The sequence below is a fragment of the Streptococcus sp. SC1 genome, from assembly GCF_030272855.1.
Taxonomy (GTDB): Bacteria; Bacillota; Bacilli; order Lactobacillales; family Streptococcaceae; genus Streptococcus.
In genome coordinates, this window is sequence record NZ_JAQCMU010000004.1 from 148,526 (window position 1) to 166,822 (window position 18,297).

Annotated in this window: 18 protein-coding genes; all 18 read right to left on the bottom strand. The window is 44.9% G+C overall.

The window, feature by feature from the left end; genetic code table 11:
* Positions 1–125 precede the first annotated feature (125 nt).
* The 18 genes from pknB to PAN94_RS07420 all read right to left on the bottom strand — a co-directional run bounded on the left by pknB (position 126) and on the right by PAN94_RS07420 (position 18,213).
* Entirely contained in the window at positions 126–2,003 is a 1,878-nt protein-coding gene (pknB, locus tag PAN94_RS07335) for a Stk1 family PASTA domain-containing Ser/Thr kinase (RefSeq protein WP_285875306.1), read from the bottom strand.
* The gene (locus PAN94_RS07340) at positions 2,000–2,740 is read right to left on the bottom strand and encodes a Stp1/IreP family PP2C-type Ser/Thr phosphatase (RefSeq protein WP_005590932.1); all 741 of its coding nucleotides are present in this window, start codon (positions 2,738–2,740) and stop codon (positions 2,000–2,002) included. Before PAN94_RS07340 ends, pknB begins: the two co-directional genes overlap by 4 nt.
* A gap of 18 nt (positions 2,741–2,758) precedes the next feature.
* A complete protein-coding gene (gene rsmB, locus PAN94_RS07345; protein ID WP_285875307.1) occupies positions 2,759–4,075 on the bottom strand; it encodes a 16S rRNA (cytosine(967)-C(5))-methyltransferase RsmB in 1,317 nt (438 codons plus the stop codon).
* The gene (gene fmt / locus PAN94_RS07350; RefSeq protein ID WP_285875309.1) at positions 4,065–5,003 is read right to left on the bottom strand and encodes a methionyl-tRNA formyltransferase; all 939 of its coding nucleotides are present in this window, start codon (positions 5,001–5,003) and stop codon (positions 4,065–4,067) included. The genes rsmB and fmt overlap by 11 nt, the downstream gene beginning before the upstream one ends.
* Before the next feature lie 100 nt (positions 5,004–5,103).
* Positions 5,104–7,509: a primosomal protein N' gene (locus PAN94_RS07355; protein ID WP_285875310.1), complete on the bottom strand. Its 2,406-nt coding sequence runs from the start codon at positions 7,507–7,509 to the stop codon at positions 5,104–5,106.
* Positions 7,510–7,560: 51 nt separating this feature from the next.
* Positions 7,561–7,875 (bottom strand): DNA-directed RNA polymerase subunit omega, encoded by a 315-nt coding sequence (gene rpoZ, locus PAN94_RS07360; RefSeq protein WP_005590937.1) that lies wholly within the window; start codon positions 7,873–7,875, stop codon positions 7,561–7,563.
* Between the two features lie 26 nt (positions 7,876–7,901).
* On the bottom strand, positions 7,902–8,534 hold the full coding sequence (gene gmk, locus PAN94_RS07365; RefSeq protein ID WP_285875311.1) for a guanylate kinase: 633 nt from the start codon (positions 8,532–8,534) through the stop codon (positions 7,902–7,904).
* A 112-nt stretch (positions 8,535–8,646) separates the two neighbouring features.
* Positions 8,647–9,180 carry a YceD family protein gene (locus tag PAN94_RS07370; protein ID WP_285875312.1) on the bottom strand — a complete coding sequence of 178 codons (534 nt, stop codon included), beginning with the start codon at positions 9,178–9,180 and terminating at the stop codon, positions 8,647–8,649.
* Positions 9,181–9,325: 145 nt separating this feature from the next.
* Complete coding sequence (locus tag PAN94_RS07375) at positions 9,326–10,711, bottom strand: amino acid permease (RefSeq protein WP_285875314.1); 1,386 nt, start codon at positions 10,709–10,711, stop codon at positions 9,326–9,328.
* 207 nt (positions 10,712–10,918) lie between these two features.
* Positions 10,919–11,617: a 3-oxoacyl-ACP reductase gene (locus PAN94_RS07380; RefSeq protein WP_285875315.1), complete on the bottom strand. Its 699-nt coding sequence runs from the start codon at positions 11,615–11,617 to the stop codon at positions 10,919–10,921.
* Positions 11,610–11,846 (bottom strand): DUF2829 domain-containing protein, encoded by a 237-nt coding sequence (locus PAN94_RS07385; protein ID WP_125446161.1) that lies wholly within the window; start codon positions 11,844–11,846, stop codon positions 11,610–11,612. The genes PAN94_RS07380 and PAN94_RS07385 overlap by 8 nt, the downstream gene beginning before the upstream one ends.
* Positions 11,847–11,908: 62 nt before the next feature.
* The gene (locus PAN94_RS07390) at positions 11,909–12,367 is read right to left on the bottom strand and encodes a GNAT family N-acetyltransferase (RefSeq protein ID WP_285875316.1); all 459 of its coding nucleotides are present in this window, start codon (positions 12,365–12,367) and stop codon (positions 11,909–11,911) included.
* A 15-nt stretch (positions 12,368–12,382) separates the two neighbouring features.
* On the bottom strand, positions 12,383–12,808 hold the full coding sequence (locus PAN94_RS07395; protein ID WP_005590945.1) for a GNAT family N-acetyltransferase: 426 nt from the start codon (positions 12,806–12,808) through the stop codon (positions 12,383–12,385).
* Positions 12,809–12,963: 155 nt separating this feature from the next.
* Positions 12,964–13,233: a hypothetical protein gene (locus PAN94_RS07400; protein WP_005590946.1), complete on the bottom strand. Its 270-nt coding sequence runs from the start codon at positions 13,231–13,233 to the stop codon at positions 12,964–12,966.
* Positions 13,234–13,275: 42 nt separating this feature from the next.
* A complete protein-coding gene (locus tag PAN94_RS07405) occupies positions 13,276–14,676 on the bottom strand; it encodes an amino acid permease (protein ID WP_285875319.1) in 1,401 nt (466 codons plus the stop codon).
* Between the two features lie 130 nt (positions 14,677–14,806).
* Entirely contained in the window at positions 14,807–16,795 is a 1,989-nt protein-coding gene (locus PAN94_RS07410) for an FtsX-like permease family protein (protein ID WP_285875320.1), read from the bottom strand.
* Positions 16,788–17,555, bottom strand: coding sequence for an ABC transporter ATP-binding protein (locus PAN94_RS07415; protein ID WP_005590953.1), 768 nt, complete (start codon positions 17,553–17,555; stop codon positions 16,788–16,790). Before PAN94_RS07415 ends, PAN94_RS07410 begins: the two co-directional genes overlap by 8 nt.
* Before the next feature lie 526 nt (positions 17,556–18,081).
* A complete protein-coding gene (locus PAN94_RS07420; protein WP_005590956.1) occupies positions 18,082–18,213 on the bottom strand; it encodes a hypothetical protein in 132 nt (43 codons plus the stop codon).
* Between the last annotated feature and the right edge of the window lie 84 nt (positions 18,214–18,297).

Genomic DNA, 18,297 nt, shown 5'->3' on the forward strand with positions numbered 1-18,297 from the left:
CCTCGCCTCTCTTTTATATTCACTAAAATGATTATAGCATAGTCTGCCTTGAAAATCAAGGGATATACTTCTATTTCTCTACAAAGTCTAAAATAGACTAGATAGGATAACTGTAGCTAGTCGCCTTATTGATGGTCCGTAGATGCTGTTGTAGAGCTGCTGGAAGAGCTAGAGTGACTTTCACTCTCACTCGTGGTGCTGCTGGAAGGCGATGACGACGATGAACGTTCGCTTGTACTAGAAGAACTTGTTACCGTACCGTCTGTTACGTAGAAAGTAATCTTGGTATTTGATTTCAATTTAATACCTTGACCAGCTGCTGGAGATTGGGCTGTCACTAAATCGGCTTGACTGGACTCCACGGAGCGATCAATCACTCGCTCAATACGAGACGAAGCGATTCCCATCTCCATCAGATAGGACCGCGCATAGGCATACGAAACTTGGAGATGACCAAAGTCCGGCATTGGAATAGTAGTTACTGTTTTAGCAACAGTCAGAGTAATCTGTTTATTTGACGTCACATCATAAGAAGATCCTGCAGCTGGGGTTTGGCTGATGACCACTCCTTCTTCAGCATCAGAACTTTCTTCTTCTACAATCTTGATCAGCTTCTCAGGAATATTGTAAGTGCTTTTCAGATCTTCAATCGCCTCTGAGGACTTCTTACCAACGTAATTTTCTATTGTAAAGGTTTTCGCCCCTTTGGAGACAATCAAATCTACTTTACTGTTTTCACGACGTTGACTATTGGCTGGTGGATCTGTCTTGATGATCTTACCTTCCGCCACTTTATCACTGTAGTCCTCCTTGATTTCTCCTACCTCAAGACCCTTAGCAGTAATGGTCGAACGGGCTTCTGCCACTGTTTGTCCTGCTACATCTGGAACTGTAGTATTAGCAGGACTCTTGTAGATCAGAAAGAAGAAGGCTGCAAAAACCAAGAGAATAGCTAAAAACATAACTTTGTATCTAGCTCTTAAATGACGTTTTTTCGGCTTTTTGACTGGAGCTTTCAAAACGGGGGTCTCTCTCTTCACATCAGCCGCAGCTTTAGGAGCCACTGCTTCTGCGACAGGACTTGGAGCTGACTGAGGAATTGGAGGAACTTTTGGCAAAGTTTTAGTATCTGCCTTTGCCCCATCATCAAAAACCAGTTTCTTTTCATTTCGACGGTCATAAGATAAGCTACTGGACAAATCAACATACATCTCTGCAACGGATTGATAGCGATCGCTCAGCTTTTTAGCCGTTGCCTTAATGACCACATTTTCCAAGGCCTGAGGAACATTCGGATTTTCTGCGATGATTGAAGGCAGGGGCTTTTGGAAATGCTGCAAAGCAATCGTCACAGCACTATCTCCGTCATAAGGGATATGCCCTGTCAACATCTCATAGAAAATAATCCCCATGGCATAAATATCGCTCTGAACAGTGGCTTTAGAACCACGCGCCTGCTCTGGCGAAAGATAATGCACCGACCCCAGCATCGAATTGGTCTGGGTCAGGCTGGTCTCTGCGAAAGCCACGGCAATTCCAAAGTCTGTTACCTTAGCATCGCCATCTGGTGTCAAGAGGACATTTTGTGGTTTTAGATCACGGTGGACAATCCCTCGTGTATGCGCCAGGCGCATAGCCAGTAGGATTTGCCCCATAATTCTAACTGCTTCTTCGTTTGAAAGTGGAGAATTTTCTTTGATATAGCGCTTAAGGTCAAGCCCAGACACATATTCCATGGCCAGATATTGCTGACCATCTTCTTCTCCAATATCGGAAATCCGGACAATGTAAGGATGATCCAAGTCCGCCATTGCTTTGGCTTCTCTTTGGAAGCGGGCAACTGCAATAGGATCTGTCTGATAATTGGTTCTAAGAACCTTTACAGCAACCTCCTCACCATCAAGTATCAGATCTCGGGCCAGATAGACATCTGCCATGCCTCCACGGCCAATCTGTTTGATGATTTTATACCGCCCGGCAAAGATCTTGCCGATTTGAATCATTCCTGTTCCTCCTTGTCAAAACGAACCAGAGCAACTGTGATATTATCCAGCCCTCCAGCATTGTTGGCAAAGCGAATTAAGGTTTCAGTTTTTTCAGATAGGCTGATATCGCTAGTGACAATATCATAAATTTCGCTGTCTGAAATCATATTGGTCAGACCGTCACTGTTGAGCAGAAGGTAATCACCATCTTCTAACGTGATCATGCCGTAGTCAGGCTGCACTTCGTCTTTTTGACCGATAGATTGAGTAATAATATTTTTCTGCGGATGGCGTTCCGCCTCTTCTTGTGTAATCTGTCCAGCCTTGAGCAAAGCATTAACAAGTGAATGGTCACTGGTTAATTGGCTATACTCCTCACCGCGAATCAAGCCAATGCGAGAATCACCAATATGAGCATAGATGGCTTGATTACCAATAATGGCTAAGGCCTCTAGCGTTGTGCCCATGCCCTTGTATTCTTCATCCTGACCAAATTGGTGAATACGTTGATTTTCTTGTTCCAAATGCTCTGCAAACCATTCACGGACTTGGTTCACTGAGTCAATCTGAGTATCAACCCATGCAGCACCCAGGTCTGTTACAGCCATTTCACTGGCAATGTTACCAGCTCTATGACCACCCATACCATCAGCCAAGATAATCATGGTCTTGCCAGCCCGATTTACAAAAAGATTGGCATAATCTTGATTATTTGTCCGCTTTTGACCAACATCTGTTAATATTGAAATTTCCATACTGTCAGTTTCCTCCTCTTAGTCTGATATCTTCCTAAATTGACTGATAAAAAATCCATCGCTTCCGTATAATTCCGGCGTAATCAAAATACAGCCGTCTTTCACGATATCTTCTCTTTCATGTTCTAGTCTAACTTGCTCAAAATTTGGGTGTCTTTCTAGAAATTTCTTAACTACTTCAAAATTCTCTGCAGACACAATCGTGCAAGTACTATAAGTTATTATACCACCTTTACGTAGACTTTGACAAACGCTGTCTAATATATCCAGCTGAATTTTTTGTAAATTTTCAAAATCAGCGTTTTCTTTATTGTACTTAATGTCTGGTTTACGGCGAATTAAGCCGATGCCAGAGCAGGGAGCGTCCACTAGGATTTTATCAAATGCATTAGGTCCAAAAGTCTCAAACACCTTGGTCGCATCCAGTTTTTTAGTGGTGATTTTATCTGCTAAGCCTAGACGCTCTGCATTTTGACGAATCAAGTCCAGCTTATGGTCGTAAAGATCCAAGGCTGTAATCTGACCACTCGTCAAATAGGAAGCCATGTGCACAGCCTTGCCACCCGGCGCACTGCAGGCATCTAAAATCTGCTCATGGCCCTCAATCTGCAAGGTCGGAGCAACCAGCTGACTAGACTCGTCTTGAATAGTAATCAAGCCTTTTTCAAAGAACTCATGACCAGCAAAATGGCCTTGCTTCTTAACCAAGGCTGAAGGGGCTAAGAGCGAATCGTCCGCATCCAAAACGGCTTTAATTTCTTCCTTTCGAGCCAAATCCGTCACTCGAATGCTGGCCTTGTTGCGCTCAAAGAGACTAGCAAAGATGGCTTCCGCGCGCTCTTCCCCGTATTCGTCAATCAACACCTTGACCAGCCATACTGGCAGAGAGTACTGGATCGAGTAGCGCTTGTTCTTGCGTTTGATAGTAGTTGGATCAGCTGCACTATCCCGCTCGATTTTCCGCAGGATTGCATTGACATATTTTTCACTGCCACGCTTACGGCCTTTTGCAATCTCAACAGCTTCATTGACAACAGCATGCTGAGGGATTTTATCCAGATAGAGCATTTGATAGAGGCTGAGCTCAAGCAGAATATAAAGCCAGTTATCTAGTTTATCCCTGTCTTCCACCCAATGAGCCAGTTGCCATTCCAGAGTGATTTTGCGAGCGACCGTTCCATAGACCAACTCCGTAACCAAGCTTTTATCAGCTGAGCTGAGGGCACTCTGTTTCAGAGCCTTATTAAGGGCAATATTGGAATAAGCTCCCTCTTCAAAGACTTCTTCTAGAATTTCAAGAGCAAGCTCTCGGGCTCTTTTTTGCTTACTTTCCAAATTCATCACCTACCGCTAAGTTCCGGCCCAGACCGTTAAGAAAGTCCTTGATGTCCATCTTAGGCTTGCCGAATGGCTGCACCGTCTTTAGAGAAAGAGCTCCCTCCCCCGCTGCGACCACTAATTCTTTCTTGCTGATTGTCAAGATTTCACCTGGACGACCGCTGCCTTCTACTTGGCTAAGTTCGTAAATCTTGAAGCGCTGGCCAGCTAGCAAGGTGTGGGCCACAGGCCAAGGATTCATGCCCCGAACCTGATTGAAAATCTGACGACTGGTCTTTGTCCAATCAATCCGCTCTTGTTCTGGGCTGATATTGGGTGAAAAAGTTACCAGCTCTGGATCTTGAGGCTGAGCTTGAATTTCTCCCGCTACATAGGCTGGCAAGACTTCTAAAAGAAGGTCGCGGCCAATTACAGCTAATTTTTCAAAGAGAGTTCCTACATTATCAGACTCTTCAATAGCTGTCGCTCGACTGGCAATCATATCACCAGCGTCCATCTCCTTGACCATCTCCATAATGGTCACACCCGCTTCTTGGTCACCATTTATCAAGGCATAATGAATAGGCGCTCCGCCACGGTATTTGGGCAAGAGAGAGGCATGGACATTCACTGCGAAGTTAACGCTGTCCAGCAAGCGGCTAGGCAGAAATTGACCAAAGGCTGCTGTCACGATGCCGTCAGCTCCCAAGTTCATAATCTGTTCCAAGTCAGCGCTTTTAGCTAACTTTTCTGGCTGATAAACTGGCAAGCCGTTAGCTAAAGCCACTTCCTTGACCGGTGTCATGCGGATTTCCTTTTTGCGGCCCACCGCTCGGTCTGGCTGAGTGACTACCGCTAAAATTTCATACTGTTCACTCTCCAGCAGGCCTTTTAAAACCGTTGCTGAAAAGTCAGGCGTTCCCATAAAAATTAATTTCACTGTCATTTCCTCAAATCTGTCGCAGAATCCCGTCACCTGCGACTGTTTTTCTTTCTATTATATCAAAAAAGCGAGCAAAGCTGACAGCTCTCGCTCACTTTTGCCATCAGATAAAATTCTGGGGTTCATTATCAATACTGAGCCGCAGGTCCTTGTTTTCCGTTTGCTGCGTTAGTTCCAAGACCCGATCGAGTGTAGCTTGCAGATCATCCTCAAAGCGATACTTCAGTAAAATTTGATAGTGGTAGAGATTGTGGGTTCGGGCAATGGGTTTAGGTGTGGGACCCAAAATTTGCACCTTGTCCGACAAGCCACTCCGTAAAATATCCATAACTTGATAAGATTTCTTGACTACCGTTTCCTCATCCTTGTGTGATAGGGTCAGCCCGACTGTATAGTAATAAGGAGGATAGCCCAACTGCCGACGTATTCCCATTTCATAAGCGTAGAAGCCTTCGTAATCCTGCTTTCTGGCAAAGTCAATGGCATAGTGATGCGGGTTGTAAGACTGGATAAAGACTTGTCCAGCTTTTTCAGCCCGACCTGCCCGACCTGCTACTTGAGTCAGCAGTTGAAAAGTCCGCTCAGAAGAGCGAAAATCTGGCAAATTCAACGCTGTGTCTGCATTAAGGACACCGACCAAGGTCACATTAGGAAAATCCAAGCCTTTGGCAATCATCTGAGTTCCCAGCAGAATATCTGCCCGCCCCTGACCAAAAGCCTCTAGGATTTCTTCGTGACTGCCTTTTTTTCGGGTCGTATCCACATCCATCCGCAGAATGCGAGCCTCTGGAAAGAGAGTCGCCAGCTCATCATAGGCCTTCTGCGTACCCGTACCATAGTAGCGAATGCTGCGACTGGCACAATTAGGGCAGGTTTGCGGAATATCCTTGGCAAAGCCACAGTAGTGGCAGTTCATGGTCTTGGTATCCATATGCAGGGTCAGAGAAATATCACAGTTGGGACAGGTGTCCACCGTGCCGCATTCCCGACACATGACAAAACTGGAATAACCTCGCCTGTTGAGCATGAGAACCGTCTGCTCGCCCTTATTCAGACGATCCTGAATAGCTTCTAGCAGGACTGGAGTGAAATTACTAGCTTCATTTTGCCCAATGTAATCTCGAAAATCCACCACTTGGACCTGAGGAATCTGCGCCAGCGGATTGGCCCGCTTGGTCAACTGCAAAAAGTCATAAACGCCACGACTAGCTCTGGCCCTGCTTTCCAAACTCGGAGTCGCCGAACCCAGAACCAAGACAGCCTGATTGTAACGAGCTCGCAGGAGAGCCACATCTCTGGCATGGTAGCGAGGGTTGGAATCCTGCTTGTAAGAGGACTCATGCTCCTCATCAATGATGATGGCTCCGATATTTGTCAGAGGAGCAAAGATGGCTGAGCGCGCACCAACAACGACCTGAGCTTCTCCCCGCTCCACCTTGCGCCACTCATCGTACTTCTCACCGTCAGATAGACCAGAATGCAAAATAGCCACCTTGTCACCAAAGCGCGAAATAAAGCGATCGGTCACCTGAGGAGTCAGAGAAATTTCCGGCACCAGCATAATCGCGGTCTTTCCTTGGATTAGAGCCTCCTCAATCACCTTGAGATAAACTTCGGTCTTGCCGCTCCCCGTCACTCCTTCTAGCAAAACGGGTTGAGCCTTTTCTTTACCGATTTTTTCACAAATCGCAGTGACCGCGGCTGCCTGCTCCTCATTGAGAACCAGCTTTTTATCCTGTCGCTCCTTTTGGAAATGCGCTGCAGACCGGCTGACCTCTCTCTCCTCTGTGTGAAGAAGCTCCTTTTCTAAGAAAATGCTGACCACTGCTGGCGAAAACAGTTTGCGTAGGTCTTTGAGGAGACCTGATTGCGGATTTTCCAGCAGATAAGTCTGAAGTTCCTGCTGCTTTTTCGCTCGGGCAGAAGGCAGGAGCTGAGTCAATTTCTCTCTATCCACCTGATACCAAGTTTCTGTCTTGATATGCTTACGGTCCGTCGCTTGGTATTCCAAGCGAATCTTACCAGCCTGAGTCAAGCGCATGAGCTTGGACTGACTTTTCTTGTCCAAATCAGAAAAGCGAAGACTAGCTTCCTGGCCAAAAATGGCCTGCCGCTCTTCGGAAGAAAGCTGCTCCGTTGGATAAAGCAACTTGTCATAGCTGGAATTAAGAAGACTCGGCAACATGGCCTTCAGAATGGAAATTTTATAGGAAAAGACAGACTGGCGCAATTGGTCAGCTAGCCAGAGCTGCTCCGCATTGAGAACCGGCCTAAAGTCAAGAACTTCAGCAATATCTTTCAATTCTCCAATATGCACCGCCAAATCTTCAGCTTCCTCATCAACCAAGCCAACAATCAGCCCCTGAATCAACCGACCGCCCTTACCAAAAGGCACATGTACCCTCATCCCAGCTTCTAGCATCCCAGAAAACTCCTCTGGAACCGCATAGCTGTATGGTTTATCCGTCTGCATCAGAGGAACATCGACAATAATCTTGGCAACTTTCACACTCTCACCCCGCTTTCCCTAAACGAAAAATAAGATTGAGTAACCCCAACCTTAAATTTTCTCACCCTCTTCTTTTTCTTTGGCAATTTGTTCTTTGATCTTGCGCTCTTCTTCTTCTTTACGCAAACGTTCTTCTTCCGCACGTCGGCGAACTGCTTCGCGTTTTCCTTCTGGATCTGGGTGAATCACAACATTACCAGATTCAATTTCTTCCAAAGCGCGTAGCGTTGATTTCACTGACTTGAAATCCTGAGTTGGCTTAGCACCAGCCTCTAGCTCATGGGCACGCTTAGCTTCTAAAATAACCAAAGAATATTTTGATGGTACCTTGTCTAGCAAGGTATCAATAGACGGTTTTAACATCATAACTATTTACCTAATTTCTAACTTTATTAACGGACGACTGCTTCATCCTTAGGAAGCATGTCTTGGTAGTGACCGATGACCCGGTCCACACGAAAATGCTCGGCTTCAATCACACGTTTTACACGTTCAGCTGCCAAAGGCACTTGGTCATTGACAATAGCGTAGTCATATTCCCGCATCAAGGCAATTTCTTCTTTTGCTTTCTCAATCCGCTGAGCAATAACATCTGCACTGTCTGTACCACGGCCAACCAAACGGTCTTTCAACTCTTCCAAGTCTGGCGGAGTCAGAAAGATAAACACAGCATCGGGCACTTTTTTCTTGACTTGGAGAGCTCCTTGGACTTCGATTTCCAAGAAAACATCTATCCCCTTATCCAAGGTCTCATTGACATAAGTGAGCGGAGTCCCGTAATAATTGCCGACATACTCTGCATACTCGAGCATCTGCCCTTGACGGATCAACTCCTCAAACTCTTCACGAGTGCGAAAGAAATAATCAACACCATCAACTTCTCCAGGACGCTGCGGACGAGTCGTCATAGATACAGAATACTGAAACTGATTTTCCGTACTCTCAAAAATTTCCCGTCTTACTGTTCCTTTTCCAACGCCTGAGGGACCAGAAAAGACAATTAACAAGCCTCGTTCTGTCATCATATCTCCTTCACAATCTTTCTATCTAGTGTAACAAAATTGCGCTCATATTTCAAGAAGATTCAAAGAGATTTCCCTGATAATCCTCCAGAATTCTGCTAGATTTTAGACGCTTTTATTCATCAAATAAGCCTTGAAGACTGGCGAAAGGACTATTGGCTTCTTTCTTCTCCATTTGCTGCTTTTGGTAGTCTTCCTCCGTCAACACCTGCCAGTTATTTCCCGTAGGCATACTCGCACCAGCCTCCTCTTCAGGAGTCAAAACTTTCAGCGGAATATGAAGTAAAATATTGTCCGCCACACTGGCTGCCAGATCGATCGAATCCCCCTCAAATGGTAGAACCAAATCATCTTCCAGCAAATCTTTTTGCACAGAGCCATCTTCGAGAGAAGCAAAGACTTCATGAACCGCGTAGGCTTCCTCCCTATCAACTGGAGCCATACTGCGACTAGAAGCGAGGGTAATCTTGTAGGTCAAGGTGTAATCCAAAAAATAAAGCCCATTTTCATACTGAGCCTGACCTCTGGCCACGATCTTCTGGATATCTAACACTTCCCGATTACGCTCTTGTAGCTCTTGCGCCAAATCAAAGTCTTGGTCGAACTGCAAGCCGCCAGCATTCTTCTTAATTTCTTGAATATTTAACATTTCAGCCTCGTTTTACATTATTTCTTTCTTCATTATAACATTTTCTCGACCAAATACCTATACCCTAAAAAGTGAATAGAGTAACTAAAAACAAAATCTCTCAGCAAGTTAGGCTGAGAGAAAACACGTTTTTCCTAAAAAGGGATTATTTTCGGAATTTGAACTGGCTGTAAAGACCAAAGACGACAATCCAGACAGCTGATCCGATTGCTCCCACTACCGTTGACTCTTGTAAGAAAAGAGTGACAAAGACAAAGGCAAAGAAGAGCATGGTCAAAGGATTGAGAAACTTGTAAGCTGGCATGAGGTAACCATCCGCCATAAAATCTGGTGACTTGCGATATTTGAGGTGGGCCAGCATGGTCAAACCATAGATGGCGATGTAGACACCAGACGAGGAAGCCGTAATTAGAGCAAAGGAATCCGATACTCCCGGCAGAATCTTGATAAAGGCCGCAAAGGCAATAACAGCCGCTGACGCCAAAATCGCATTCTGCGGAACGTTTTGCCGAGACAGCTTCCCAGCTCCTATTTTCTTTAGAAAACGATTTGGCGTATCGTGGGCAATCTGATACAAATGGCGACCTGTTGAGTAAAGGGTCGAGTTCAGTGCTGAAGCCGCTGAGGTCAGAACCACAAAGTTAATCAAGGCCGCCGCCCATTTGAGACCAGCTAACTGAAAAACGATAACAAAGGGAGAGTCAGCCGTTGCCAGCTCTTTCCAAGGAATGATAGCCATAATGGCAAGGAGAGAACCCCCGTAGAACAAGACAATCCGCAAAGGAATTTCTTTGATGGCCTTTGGCAATACCGCTCGTGGATTAGCCGTTTCAGAAGTAGTAATTCCGATAAATTCAATGGCTTGATAGGCAAAGAAAACCATCTGAAAAGCCATAACAAAACTTACAAAGCCATTAGGGAAAAGCTGAAAACCGCGACCAATATTCCCAAGACTGGCTACTCCGTGAGGCGTTTCAAAGCCTGTCAATATCATAAAGACAGCCGTTGCAATCAAGGCGATGATAGCCACAATTTTTATCATGGCAAACCAAAATTCGACCTCGCCGAAAACTCGAACCGCTATCAGATTGACCAAGCTAAGAAGGGCTAGAAAGACGAGCTGAATCAGCCAAGCTGGCCAGTCAGGAAACCAGTACTGCACATACTGGGCAACAGCCGTAATCTCAGCCATTCCGATAAAAATCAGAGAAATCCAGTAGGACCAGCCGGAAAAATACCCCCAGCCAGTTCCCAAATATTTGGTAATAAAGTTGATAAAAGTATGCTGGTCAGGGTCGTAGTAAAGCATTTCCCCAATCGCCCGCATCATCAGATACATGAAAAGACCCGTCAGCATGTAAATCAAGATAATGGACGGACCCGTCAGACTAATCGAACGCCCCGCCCCCAAGAAAAGACCCGTGCCGATGGTTCCAGCAATGGCTATAATCTGAACATGTCGATTTTGTAAACCACGTTCCATCCCATTCTTTTCTGTTTTTTCATTATTTTTCAACTCATTTTCACTCATTCAATCATTTCCTTTCACAAATCGCTTTATTGTATCACAATTCAGACAATTCTGCTAGAAATTCTTTTATTTTTATCAAGAAAAGTTAGAAAAATTTTTCATCTATTAAACAATGGTCAACTTCTCTAGTCTCCAGCCCACGCTCTTAAAATCGTCTTCCCTCTTTTAGATTTGGCCGCTGAAGGAATTTCAAAATCGGCAAATCCCCTACTTCAAGCTCCAACCACCGTCGATTTTGATAATCTCGCCCTGCATAGCAGCTGTCTTGCCACTGGCTAGAAAGAGGCTGACATCAGCTACTTCCTGAGGATCCAACCAGCGCTTGATCGGCGTTTCCTCAGCAACCCAGTCTGCCAGCCCGCCTGGCTCAAAATCCGCAGCAGTCATAGCTGTCTTGACAGCACCTGGCGCTAGGCCAAAGACTTGGATATTTTGATCCGCATAGTCCAGGGCTATCTGCTTGGTCAGACCAGCCAGAGCATGCTTAGAGGCTGTATAGGCAGCACCGCCGCCACCAGCCAGAAAGCTAGCAATCGAGCACATGTTAATGATGATACCGGACTTTTTCTCCAGCATTTTCTGCAGGTAAAAGCGGGTGATTTTCATGGTGGCGGTCAGATTTAGTGCGAAAATCTGCTCCCAGTCCTCGTCACTGGTCTCGTGCAGGGGACGATAATCGTCCAAGATGCCTGCTGTATTGCAGAGAATGTCCACCTCAGGCAAGCTAGTAAAGAGCGGTGTCAAATCCCCTGTCAAATCCATTTTAAAAAAACGTAATTCATTTAGAAACCCCGGATTTTCACCCTTATCTACCCCATAAACGCGGTAGCCATTTTCTAAAAAGGTCAGAGCCTGAGCTCGGCCGATGCCAGAGCTAGCTCCCGTCACCAGTACTGTCTTAGTCATCCACTTCTACCCAATCTGTCGCGAGGACATCACAAGGAGTCGGACTCCACATAGAGAATCCCTCCCCTTCGCCTGAAACATTGATGAGGAAATAAGGTGTCACCTCGAGAGCCACTCCATTCTGCTCAATCGTGTCAAAGAGCTGGACATAGTTCTCTGCCCCACCCCAGCCTGTCCGTACATATTTTTTCTTGACCTTAAGGCCTGGTAAAATTTCTTCAAATGTCATGGTTTTCTCCTTTTGTTTATTAATACTCTTATCAAAATTTGCTACTAGTAGCCATAGGTATTTTAGACCTTTTTCTCCATCTCCACAAAGAGATGAATATCGCCATTGCTTTCCTGCGGAATACGCCTCACCATTTCAAAGCCCATGTTGAGATAAAGCTGCTGGGCTCGGTGATTGAAGTCAGCCACGGATAGACTTAGGACTTGGGGCGCAAAATTTTCCATGATAAAGTCTAAAATTTCCTTCAGAAATGCAGCGCCCTGACCTTTTCCGCAGTGCTCCGGCTTCATCCCCAAACCAAGCTCCAAAGTTCGCTCTCCTTTCTGCTCTAAGCAGAAAAATCCATAGAGTTTCCCTTCTCTCAGGACTTGATAATAACGGTCCCCACGCGCTTCAGGGGAGACTATTTCTTCATAATCCTCCAGATCATTTTCCATATCATAAAAGTCATAAGGCGTCTCGTAATGCCAGTCGTTAGCAATTTCTAAAGCATGCTGCTGGCTTAGTGGTTCAATCATCATCTACTCCTCTTTTCTCTAAAATCCCCAATAAAATCGTTTCTGGTCTGCTTTTTCGCTGCAGCCGAGGCTGCGGTAAAATTCATGGGCTGCGGAGCGGGAAATGCCTGAATTAATGCGAATCCCTGTGTAGCCTGCCGCTTTTGCCTCTTCACGCAAAGCTTGCATCATCGCTCTGCCGTGTCCCCGCCCTTGAAAATCCTGAGCGACGGCCAAAGCCAAGAGATTGAGCAAGGACGGGAAATAGAGACAGTCGTAGCTAGCCGCATGGGCGTAGCCTATGACCTGTCCGTCTTCTTCAGCAACCAAAATCAAATGCTGGTCATTCTCTAGCAGCCTCTTCAGTTGAGCCTCCGTAGCGTCCCTATCGAAATCATAACCCAAGCACTCAGCATTGAGCCGCTGAATGGCTGCGGCGTCTCTTAGTTTTACTTTACGAATCATCTGTCACCTCATTCTTCTCTTTATTATAGCAGAAAAGCAGTCTCTTTGACTGCTTTCAATAAACTATTCTCCTATCTATCCCTTCAACCAAGACTCCGCCTCTTCTAAAGGCTGGTCTGTTAGGACATCGGGCTGGATGCCATATTTTCAAAAGCTTATTTCCATCTTTCACTCTTGGAAAATGCAATCATGAGACCAGAACCAGCTAGAACTGCCAGAATAAGAAGACAAATATTTTTCAGAGGATAGAGCCAGTCTTTATTTTCCTCATGCCATCTTGACTTCCAAAGACCAACATAGTCAGCGCTCATATGTTCAGGTTGATTCAGCTGGATATTGATTACAATCGCTAGTAAGATAAGAGCAAGCAAAGCAAGCGTAAACAGCCAAACTTTCTTCTTTTTCGTTAGGTTAAAACTCTTCATTCTTTTCTCCCTCTACGTTCTGTTCAGAACAACTTTTTTACACTATTTTTCTTTCACTTCTATTTCTGAATGGCGGTAACCATAACCAAAGTAAATCAAAATTCCCAAAAGAAGAGCGATTCCAAAGGCCAACCAAGTATCCCACGTGTACTGAGTCATAAAGGAAAGGCAGATGATAATAGATAAAATCGGAGTTAGAGGCACCAGCGGAGTTTTAAACTCTCCTGCCTTGGGCTGTCCCTTTTCCTTCCGCAACTTCAAAATGGCAAAGGCCAGCATAATCAGATAAGTCAAGGTACAGATATTGAGGAAAGAGGCGATGCTAGCAAGAGGAAAGATACCCGCACAAATAGCTGAGGCAATCCCCACTAAGATGGTAGCATTTTGAGGCACACGGCTAGTAGCAGTTAATTCCTTGAAAGATCGCGGTAAAAGTCCGTCGCGCGCTATACTGTAAATCATCCGAGACAAGGCATAGGTCATGGAGATGCAGACGGTAATCAAGGTTAAAATCGCTACGATAGAAACATAATTGGCCGCCCAATCCAACCCAATACTGCGAAGTGAGAAAGCTACTGCATCTGGAACATTTAGCTTGGTATAGTGGACCAAGCCTGTCAAGACCAAGGTTACTAAGGTATAGAGTATGGTCACAATCCCAAGGGAAAGAACAATGCCGCGCGGCACATTTTTTTGAGGCTCTTTGATCTCATCCACAGACATAGAAATCGACTCAAAGCCCAGAAAAGCAAAGAACATCAGAGAAGCTCCAGCCATAATCCCCGTCTGTCCGCCATAGATCTGGCCAAAACCGAAAGGCGCAAAATTAGACCAATTCTCAGGTCGAAGATGGAAAAGCCCAACGAGAATAAAGAGAGCCAAAGCTGAGAATTTTAGGACGACCAAGGCTGAGTTAAAGCGCAGGGCTGCTTTTGAGTTTAGAAGTACTACGCCTGTCACAAAGACCAAAACCAGAATAGGCAACAGATCCACATAAGTACCTGCTTTTGGATTGAATGTGCCATTCAAGGCTGTCGGTAGCTGGATATGAAAGCCGCTCAAAAGCCCTTTCAAGTAAGAACCCCAGCCAGAAGCCACACCTGATATAGCTGTCATAAATTCCATGATGGTCAGCCAACCAGCCAGCCAAGCCGGAAATTCCCCTAAAACAGCGTAAATATAGCTGTAAGCTCCGCCATTAGCTGGAACTCGAGAGGCAAATTCCGCATAAAATAGGGCAGAGATGCTGACACATAGGGCAGAAATCACGATCGACACAATCAGAGCTGGACCAGCATAAGTCGCCGCTCCAATTCCTGTAACCGTGAAAATCCCTGTACCAACCATGGCACCGATCCCTAAAAGAATCAAATCCATCAGTTTCAGGTGCCGCCGCATTCCCGTCCTGTTTTTACTGGCATCTTTTTTTCGAAAAATATTCATAAAATCTCCCTCCAAAGCATAGATGGTTTATTATATCATAGATTATTGGATTTACCAAAGTCTCTTTTAAAATGCCACTTTATCGTTTGGCAAAGAAATGCAAAATAAGAAGCTGGGAAATCCCAACTTCTTACATAGAGACAATTTTACGATAACTGCGAGAAGTAATCATGAAGACAATCACATAGCTGATAAAGAAGATTGCACAGACACCCAGTGTCACAGCCAGCATGAGAGCTGAGTTAAGAACACCAAGAGCAGACAAGATCAAGCTCAGCATATGATAGGCAAAGGTCAGATGGATAAAGGCAAAGGCCAGCGGCAGGAAGAAAACAATCAAGATCTGTTTCCGAATGGTTTGTCTGATTTGCTTCTCATCCAGACCAACCTTTTGTAGAATCACAAAGCGATCCCGATCCTCGTACCCTTCTGAAATCTGCTTGTAGTAGATGATGAGGATGGTTCCCAGCATAAAGACGATTGACAAGAAGATGCCGATGAAGAACATGCCACCCAGCATGCCTTTGATTTCTTGCTTATCAAAAGCTGTTACCGAACCATAGACCGCTTGATTTTCAGGCAAGGTCTGATTAAACTGCTGCAATTTTTCTTGGTAAGCATCCCTCAGATTGCGCTGTTCTTCCGTTGACAGCTTTGTATCAAGCCAGCCATAATAATTAAGGTTTACAGCATATTTATCCATCATTGCAGAGAAAATTTGGTCAGGATTTTTAAGAACCATGTAGATTTTCTCTGGAACGATCATGTTCATCTGATCGGGTAAATGACCAAAGATAAAGTCTTCTTTGAGTTCTTCTTTTATTTTAAAGGTTTGACCAGCCAGCTGCAAGTCTTGCTTGGGATCCAGTTTCACTCCTTGCTGGTAGAGTGCCACCTCGTCATCCCCAAGATTCAGAGTTTTCCCCGTCATATTCTGATAATCCGCTTCTGAAATAACCAAAATATACGTTTTCGGTGTGACAAATTTTTGAGCGGCAGCATTGATATCGAGCTGGTTGCCAGCACGACTTGTCACTCCCATCGTATAGTATGGATAGACGCCTTTCTTTGTGACTGGTAACTGCTGCTCATTCACAAACTCTGTCAGCACTTGGTCCATCTGCTCACCTGTGGTTCCTTTTCCTTGAATGCTAAAATCATGAGGAAACATAGCCTTTTGCATGTAGTCACCACCAGCATAGATATTAGCTCCGCCAGATAAGGTTACCAAAACCATGGTTGATAGGATGGCAATTGTTGCCAAGCCCACCGCATTTTTTTTCATGCGGAAAATCAGGTTGGAAACGGAAATCATGTTATTGGGTTGGTAATAATAGGACTTCCTCTTTTTCAAAAATTGCAGAAAGACTGTAATTCCAGCATTAAAGAGCAGATAGGTTCCCAGAATCACAAAGAGCACTGCGACAAAGAAGGTAACGACTGCTGACAAGGGATTGGTCACTCCTAGTGCAAGGAAATAACCATATGCCAAGGCTGCAAGCCCAAGTAGCGTTTGTAGGAATAAAAAGCGACTTTTCTTTTCTCCACTATTCTTCTCTTTGACCAATTGCAACGCATCAAGCTTTCTCAGGCGCAGACCATTGCTAATCATCAGGCAGAAAAAGACAAAGGCGTAGAAAACAGCAACTGCGATAACTACCGTAGGCTGAAAAGTTGACACCAAGACGACCTTTATCGCCATGATTTTCAGCAGGAGAGCATAGATCAACTGGTCAAATAAGAGTCCAATCCCTAGTCCAAGGATAAGAGTGACCAGACCAAATACCAGTAATTCAATTACCACCATGACAAAGAGGTGGAATTTATTGAGCCCTAGCACACTGTAGAGCCCCAGCTCTTTGGAGCGATTCTTGAAAACAAAGCTATTAGCATAAAAGACGATAATGCTGGTCGTGATGCTGACAATCACCATCCCAAAAGATAGCACCATAGAAACGGCGCTTGCCCCCGTCATTTTTACTAGATTGGGATTAAAAGTCAGGGAGAAAAAGATGTAGGAGATGGCGATAGCCAGACAGGTCGCCAGAGCGAACGGATAATAAAGCTTACGATTTTTGATTAAGTTAGAAAGCGCAAGCTTACTAGTTAATCTAAGCATGAGCTTCCACCTCACTTGCCATGACCGTCAGAGTATCGGAAATCTCTTGGAACATCTGCCGCTCGGTCTTGTTGCCACGGAAGATTTGATTGTAGAGAATCCCGTCCTTGATAAAGAGCACCCGCTTGGCGCGGCTAGCCGCTGAAGTCGAGTGAGTTACCATGAGAATGGTCTGGCCGCGGTCATTGATGTCATCAAAGACATCCAAAAGAGCAGCCGAAGACTTGGAATCCAAGGCTCCTGTCGGCTCATCCGCCAACAAAATCTCAGGCTCAGTGATAATAGCGCGGGCTACTGCCACCCGTTGCTTCTGACCACCGGATATTTCATAAGGAAACTTCTCTTGCAGTTTATTTATCCCCAGCTCGTTGCAAGTCGTAACCAGCTTTTGCATCATCTCAGTAATGGGACGGCGAGAAAGGACCAGAGGTAGGAGGATATTATCCTTGACCGACAGGGTATCCAGCAGGTTGAAGTCCTGAAAGACAAAGCCTAATTTTTCTCGGCGGAAGCTGGAAGCCTGGCTGTTCTTGATGGTTGCTGTGTCAGTTCCATTTAGAAAGACGCGGCCCTCAGTTGGCTTGTCCAACATAGCTAAGATGTTGAGCAAGGTAGACTTCCCAGATCCTGACTCACCCATGATGGCGACATATTCGCCTTTCTCCACTGTAAAGTGAATGTCTTTCAAGGCCTCTACTTGGCTACCCTGAAAGCGAGTTTTATAAATCTTTTTCACGTGTTGTACATCTAATAATGTCATACTTGAACCTCTTTTTTTATTTATGTGTAAAATAGTTATTTAACTTAGCTTCCAATGCTTTATTAGCTGGCTCTGCTCCAAGATTACCTGAGCTACTGCTCCCTACTGAAAGCAAACTAAAAACGATACTATTATCATACCGAAAAGTCCGATAAGTTTCCATAAGCTAATCTTTCATTTTGGACTCTAATCTTACATTTTTGTCACTTAGCGATTTTCCCGTTATGGAAATACCTGACTTCCATTAGAGGGAAAGGGCTGTATGATTTAGGCTGCTTCCCAGTTTGCCTCTCCAAACTTTCAATTCCATTTGGACAAAAAGGTGGTAGGACTGGGAAAAAAGGCCTAGCCTCTCAATTGTCTTTGGATTGTCGAGCAAGACGCAGTGGTTGAGTGGGCTCTACTACGCTGATTTCATCAGCTTTTACAGCCCTACTCAACTGTGCGGAGGTGGGACGACGAAATCGAATTCTAACGAATGACCGATTTCTGTCCCACTCTCCAGCCCCTTCACTGCATCTGCTTCTTAATGACTATATTGTAACCAGAAATAATACTGGCTTGATGCACAGCCCAATCTAGTTTTTTCGATTTCTTCCTTAGAAATCTTTTGCGCCATTTGTGTTTTTTGTTTATGGTTGAAGAGATTTGTTTTCATAGTGGGCCTCCTTTTATTTGGATATTATTTGTGATTTGTTTTTCCTTACACCTATATGATATAAAATTCCTCGTCCCGCTACCA